The organism is Aerosakkonema sp. BLCC-F183, from assembly GCF_041929145.1.
In the GTDB taxonomy this organism is placed as follows: domain Bacteria; phylum Cyanobacteriota; class Cyanobacteriia; order Cyanobacteriales; family Aerosakkonemataceae; genus Aerosakkonema.
Genome location: NZ_JBHFNU010000031.1, coordinates 100,361 through 107,432 on the forward strand (window position 1 = coordinate 100,361; position 7,072 = coordinate 107,432).

The following is a 7,072-nucleotide window of genomic DNA, read 5'->3' on the forward strand; positions in this document are numbered from 1 at the left end:
CCATATTTATCGATTCAGCGGTTAATGATTTTCCCCATTTTCCATCGCCCGTCGCACTTTCTCAACTTGCTTGGGTGCTTCCATTTCGGTGAAGAGTTGAATTGCTTGTTGAAATTTTGGCTGACTTTTTTCGGTGTCACCCATTTTTTGATAAGTTAAGGCAAGTTGATAGTAAGCTTCGGCTAAGTCGCATTTAGCACCTATTTTTTCTAGGATTTCTATTGATTCTGTATGATGGGAAAGTGCTGTTGTAAAATTTCCTTGTTCTCGATAAAGTTCTGCTAGACAAGTTAAACTTTTAGCCTTAACTTGAGTGTAGGAATTTTTTTCAGCATACTTGAGCGCTCTACCATACATTTCAAAAGACTTTTCCTGTTGGAGCAAATTTTTATAAGTTAGACCTAAAACAACTAAATTATGTCCTACGCCCCATCCATCATCAAGTTTTGTTAATTTAACGTATATTTTCTCTACAATAGATAAATCGCTTAGAATTCCTAAACATGAATTTAAGAAAACTAGACAACTTTGAGAATAGGCGACGTAGTGATAACAATAGTCATTTCCTTCTGCTGCTAAAGCTTCTGCTGCTAAACTATTAACAGAATTAAAAATGCTTAATGCTTCTTCCCATTCACATCGTTCCATTTGGCATAATCCTATGTTAAATAAAGCAATAATTTTCAACTCAATAAAACCCAGGTTTTCTGCTAATTCTAATGAACTTTTATGATATTCAATCGCTAAATCTATCTTGCCTGTTGTGCGGTATAAATAGCCCAAAAGGTTTTTTAGTCTGCTTATGTAATATTTATTATTAATCTTATCTAATATTTGATTTATTGCAATTATAATTTGTTGAGCCAGACCCAAACTATAAAATGACCCACATAAGGAAATATTTTTTTCGTGGGTTCTATCTCTTTCTCTGATAATTGTTCCAGCAGCCATGTCAAAGTCAATAATCTCTACATAATGATAATAAGCCTCTAAAGCTTTCAGAGCATCTTCAACAGTTTCAACCGTCTTCACACTCTCCGTCCAAAACTCAGCAGCTTTGCGATTAGCTATCTCCCAATCATCACTTTCTCTCAACCTTTTTACCGCTTCTTCCCGAATGACTGGATGCAGCCAGTATTCTCCATTGAAAAATTCTACTAAAGACCTATCTTTCAACGATTTAATTACCCGTCGATGTTGACCATCTTGCACATCCCAAAGCAAACAAAACAAACCTTCAATCGCAACTCTTGGAACATCTTGATATCGATAACATCCTAAACGGCAGAGAAATTTATAAGCAGATGAATCAAATTGTTGCAAACGATCGAACTGACTAACAACTAAACCTTCTAATTCTCTCTCAATCAACAAATCATCTTTATTTGCTTGCCAATAAGCGGCTAAACTATTATTATATTCCTTAATTGCACCAGGGAAAATTTGCATAGCTTTGGCATTTCCCCCATAAGCTTGGTGCATCGCACTCAGCACTTCTGTATCTGTCTGAATATTGCGACTGTCAAAAAACTTTTTCCATGCGGCGACAGCCAAACCTTCCAAACGATAATACTCAACTGTTAGCGCTGCTTCGCGTAAGCATTCGCGACTGGTAATTAGGGTAACAGATTGCACTGCTAGATCGGCTAAAGCAGTGAATAATTCCACATATTTTCGATGCGCTTCGATGCACCTGCCATTTCCATCTAGTGCTGGTTCCAGGTTATCAATTAATACGCCTATTCTTTGGTTGGGATTTCGCAAATGCTGCCTCAATCTATCCAGCGTAACGCCAAACTCTCGCCCTGGTTCTTCATCAAAATATCGCCGCAACCATTCTTCAATTACACTTTCGGCAGAGGTAATATTTTGAGTTTCCTTTGCCATCCGCAGATCGAGTATTTTATCGAATCCCTGCGTGTGGAGAAATTGCCACGCCAGCGTTGTTTTGCCGATACCGCCTTTCCCGTGAATGACGATCGCTTTTGCACCTTCTTGGATTAGGCGGTGGAGATCTGCGATCGCACCCTCCCGTCCCACAAAATTCGGATCTTCCTTGGTTATAGCCTCTTTAGGCACAGGAATATGGTCGGTTTGCTCTAGTTTTAACCCCAAAGCGGTAAATAAAGCTTGGATAGAGCTTTTATCAACTCCTTCTTTTCGCTGCAATATCTTAGAAACAGTATCCCCATTTAAAGCCCTAATAGACTTTTTATTATTGACAGGCTCAGTTAGCTTTTGTAAATTTTGGACATTGTACTGACCGAAGGTTTGTCTTAAATCCTTTTCTATGAGCGAATCTAGGAGTTTATCCCAAGGTTTTAACGCTTCTTGCAGTTTATCCCAACCGCGATCGCTCAGTATACGCCCACGATTTCGTTGCTTTTGATTCATCGCCGTTATCCGCCTAAGACCCTGGTTGCCGAAGTTACACCGATCTTAAGGGAGATAATAGCTTTTTTCGGATTTTAAGGTAGGGATGCGATCGCAAAATGTATCGTTTTTGGAACCTGGAAAGCCCTGCAATGGTGCTTTTCCAGAATTTTACTCAAAAAACCTAAGTTCCGGCTTATCGTCGGCATCTCCTCTGGTTGAGATTGTTGGCAAGTTGCACGATGGATTTAGTTAATGAATCAGGAGTCCTACAATCATGGAAGACAAAGATTTTCAAGACTTCTTAACTGCATTGGGAATTACCGGCAGTATCCTCACAATTTGGCCTTTTTCTCCCGCTTTAGCAATTGGATCGACTGTGGCAATAGCATATCACTTATATCGAATCAAAAAACAACAAGATAAAGACGAACAATAGAACCCCCCTCAATCCCCCCGTCCACAGGGGGAAGTAAGAATAATCTTGCTCCCTCCCCGTTGCGGGGAGGGTTGGGGAGGGAAAAGTCAATCGGTTAATTATATTTTTCGATGAGACTTGCTCCCTCCCCGTTGCGGGGAGGGTTGGGGAGGGGTTCTTCGAGGATTACTGTAATGCTGTTTTAACGCCCATCCATCACCGCATCCACCAACAAATCGCCACCAAATCTCACCACATCAGTACAAGGCAAACCCGTTTCTTTCTTAACTTGCTCGATCGCATCTTTCGCCGCCGCCTCATCCAAATGTCCGGTATTGAGTGCGATCGCAACTACCTTAACTTCCCCAAACGCACCAGCAGCACTACCAACCATCTCATACAATTTAATCGCTTCTGACAAAGGTGGAATTACAACATGAGGAAGATTGCGAATGTGAGTTTGTCCGGCGCGATGTACTAATATTAAATGTGTTGGTTGGGAACCGCGCAAAAGTGGTAATGTAGCGGTGGAACCTGGATGCAGTAACGAACCTTGTCCTTCTATATATAGGATGTCGAAATCTTCCCCATATCGCATCACCAATTGTTCGACTGCACCGGCTGCAAAATCTACCCGCACGGCATCTAGGGGTATGCCATCACCGGATATCATAATTCCCGCTTGTCCGGTGGCGAGAAATTTCGATCGCATTCCCCTTCGCCAAGAAGCGCGATGCAATTCCAGACAAGTTGACATTTTCCCGACTGCCATATCCGTACCGACAGCTAAGACGCGACGACAGGAAAGCGATCGCGCTTTTGCAGTCCCAACTCCCAATCCAGCCGGTTCCTGGCGCACATCCCAAATCCATTCATTTTCTTTCAGCAATGCTTGTATTTCTGGATGAGTCGCCAGTCGCGTGTGCAATCCGTTGATTACTGACAATCCAGATGCTACTGCTTGTTTGATTTCCTCAAAACAGATATCTGGCAATATTCCACCTGAAGGCGCTATGCCGATCGCCAATACTTCGGGATGATAAGAAAGTGCTTCTTCTACAGAAGCGACGATCGGCACATCGCGATGTATTCCTGTCAGTTTTGGCAATGATTCCCCAGCGCATTGCTTATCGATTACTGCTACTATCGGCGCTTCGCTGTAGCGTAACAAGGTTAGTCCGGTTTTTCCGTGAATGCCGCGAATTCCTTCGTGTAGCAAGATGGCTAGTTTTTGGTCGGGTTTGAGCATATATAATGCAGATTTTTTACCGCAGATGAACGCAGATGAACGCAGATGTAATTTTAGATTTTTCGTTGGGGGAATGAATCAGTATGGATGGAATGGATGGGGATAATTTCTTTGTTTATTAGTTTACTGGTTAGTTTCTCTTTTGTACATTTGGTTAGCTAGTTTATATAACATGGGCTTATCTACGAGCGCTTTTTATTTGGATATTCCAATCATATGCCCTTTTTTACCCCAAAAATAACTGAAAATCTTTGGCAACTATTGACGAAAATGCGTCGTTTGCGGTATCTTGACAGAAATGATAATCCGGGCAAGTATGTCTAAATTGCAAAATGATGTCTTACCACACTCTGAAAGCCTTGTGTTTTCGTGTGTCTGATTTTTACTAGCTCGCTAAAATTAGAAATTTCTCGTTTGACGATGACTGGATTTTTTGGTGTCCTCACCACCCACTTAGCGATCGCACTTGACAAATTTACTTTTTTATGTTATGGGGCTGGTTTGTTTGCGATCGGGTGTTGTCTTCGCTGCTATTGACCTCATCAATCCAAAATCCAAAATCCAAAATCTAAAATCTAAAATCGATTGATTCCCAAACCGGGTAGGTCGTTGGGTAGCAGTCTACCATTTTCAATGATAGCACCTGTGAAAGGATCGTCGAGCAAATTGAGATGACTGTCCAAATCCAGGTGATCGGCGAGGGGGGAGAGATGGGAAAGCGCGGTATTGGCGAGCGAGCTATCGGAATAGCAACCGAACATCACCTGCAAATGATGCGATCGCGCCGTGTGGATCGTGCGGATTGCTTCAGACAAACCGCCAGATTTCATCAATTTAATATTGATGCCATCAACGCGATCGACCAAATTGGGAATATCGCGGCTGGTAAAGCAGCTTTCATCCACAAAAATGGGTAGAGGCGATTTCTGTTTGAGTGGTAACAAACTTTCCTCCTGTCCGGGTGGTAGAGGTTGTTCCACATACACCACACCATGTTCCGCCAACCATTCGCACATTTTCACGGCATCGGATAAACTCCAACCGCCATTAGCATCGACGCTGATTTTAGCCGATGGTGCTTCTGACCTAACAGCGGCGAACATAGCGCGATCGCTTTCAATTCCTTCGGGACTTCCCAATTTCACTTTTAGCACTTTCGCATCTATATAATTAACCCAATCGCGCACGCGCCCAACAGCAGCTTCGGGAGTATTGATACCGATGGTGACAGAAGTGGGAACAATGCGATCGCGATTTAATCCCCACATTTTCCACAAAGGCAAACCCGCCTTTTTCCCCAACCAATCGTGCAACGCTACATCCAAAGCCGCACGCGCCGCCGAGGGAATTTGGGATGCGATCGAAAATTGTTCTATTTCTTGTCTATCGAAAGGACTGAATTTTTCTAGTGCTGGTGCGACTGACTGCAATGCCGCTAAAATTGACTCGGTTGTTTGACGTTGTTCTCCAATCGAAAAAGGCGAAGCTTCTCCCCAACCGACAATACCATCTGATTCTATTTCCACCCAGACATTTGTCGTCTGAGCAGTAGTACCGCGACTGATAGTTAAGGGAAAGCGTTTATTGACAGTAAATGTTTGAATGCGAATTTGCATGAAGGGATAGTGGGTAGGGGATATTGGTCACCAAATTTGGGATTTGGGATTTGGGATTTTGGATTGGCTTCGCCTTAAAAGGACGAAGCTTGAAATTCAGATTTTTTTTGATGATTACTCTTGAAATGGGAGGCTTGAAACCCGTTTTTTCGATCATTCGGGATCTTCCGGGTGTTCTTTAACGGCATTCTCTATATATAGTAGATAAGCGTTGAGTTGTACCGACAGTTCATCGAGAATTTCTTTAAGTTTATCGATATCCTCGATTGTCAAGAGAGAGCGTTTGTACGCTTGTCTCAAGCAATGTCTTGTTTCGTCGAGACAATCTTTCGCTATCCTGACAAAATCGCGATTGTCTTTGTAGTCGTGCGCTCTCCCTTTAGCGATATTGCTACCGATGCTGTCCGCTGCAATAATAATTTGTCTACCCAGCGTATTTTTTTCAAATTCATCCCATTTCGTCACAATTTGCCAAATCTCATTACCCAGCTTTTCAGCGATTCGGTAAACTTGTAATTTCTCGAAATCTGGTTTTGCCATATTTGTTCTTATGTTAGTTTGAATGGAATGAACCTCACCCCCCGCCCCCCACTCCGCCACGGAGAGGGGGAGAATTTTGTGCTCCGTCGCTGCGCCACGGAGAGGGAGAGAATTTTGTGCTCCGCTGCTGCGCCACGGAGAGGGAGAGAATTTTGTGTTCTGCCGCTGCGCCACGGAGAGGGAGAGAATTTTGTGCTCCTGTGTGTAAAGAGAGACGCCAATAATTTGGCTTTTTTGTGTGTGTAAAGAGAGACGCCAATAATTTGGCTTTTTTGTGTGTGTAAAGAGAGACCGGAATAATTTGGCTTGTGTTTGTAAAGAGATAGGCGAATAATTTGACTTGTGTGTGTAAAGAGATAGGCGAATAATTTGGCTTTTCTGTGTAAAGAGAGACCGGAATAATTTGGCTTGCGTTTGTGAAAATATACAAGAATAATTTGGCTTGCGTTTGTGAAAATATACAAGAATAATTTGGCTTGCGTTTGTGAAAATATACAAGAATAATTTGGCTTGCGTTTGTGAAAATATACAAGAATAATTTGGCTTGTGTTTGTGAAAATATACAAGAATAATTTGGCTTGTGTTTGTAAAGAGAGACCGGAATAATTTGGCTTGTGTGTGTAAAGTAGAGATGCGAATAATTTGGCTTGTGTATGTAAAGAGAGACCGGAATAATTTGGCTTGTGTGTGTAAAGAGAGACCGGAATAATTTGGCTTGTGTGTGTAAAGAGAGACCGGAATAATTTGGCTTGTGTGTGTTTGTAAAGAGAGACCGGAATAATTTGGCTTTTGTTTGTGTAAAGAGAGACAGAAATAATCTTGCTCCCCTCCCCGTGGCGGGGAGGGGTCGGGGGTGGGGTGCTACTATTCTGCCTT

Annotated in this window: 5 protein-coding genes; 1 reads left to right on the forward strand and 4 read right to left on the reverse strand. The window is 42.4% G+C overall.

The features are described 5' to 3' along the window. Positions 1–21: 21 nt before the first annotated feature. Entirely contained in the window at positions 22–2,394 is a 2,373-nt protein-coding gene (locus ACE1CD_RS08220; protein WP_374823046.1) for a tetratricopeptide repeat protein, read from the reverse strand. 256 nt (positions 2,395–2,650) lie between these two features. On the opposite strand from ACE1CD_RS08220, the gene ACE1CD_RS08225 reads away from it, so the two are divergent. Further along, positions 2,651–2,812 (forward strand): hypothetical protein, encoded by a 162-nt coding sequence (locus ACE1CD_RS08225; protein ID WP_374795636.1) that lies wholly within the window; start codon positions 2,651–2,653, stop codon positions 2,810–2,812. Positions 2,813–2,993: 181 nt separating this feature from the next. Here the strand turns inward: ACE1CD_RS08225 and ACE1CD_RS08230 are convergent, their stop codons facing one another. From ACE1CD_RS08230 to ACE1CD_RS08240, 3 genes are all read right to left on the reverse strand, one after another. Next, a complete protein-coding gene (locus ACE1CD_RS08230; protein WP_374823049.1) occupies positions 2,994–4,040 on the reverse strand; it encodes a DUF1611 domain-containing protein in 1,047 nt (348 codons plus the stop codon). Between the two features lie 575 nt (positions 4,041–4,615). Further along, complete coding sequence (locus ACE1CD_RS08235) at positions 4,616–5,656, reverse strand: dipeptide epimerase (RefSeq protein ID WP_374823052.1); 1,041 nt, start codon at positions 5,654–5,656, stop codon at positions 4,616–4,618. A 153-nt stretch (positions 5,657–5,809) separates the two neighbouring features. Then, entirely contained in the window at positions 5,810–6,196 is a 387-nt protein-coding gene (locus ACE1CD_RS08240; protein WP_374823055.1) for a four helix bundle protein, read from the reverse strand. Positions 6,197–7,072: the final 876 nt, after the last annotated feature.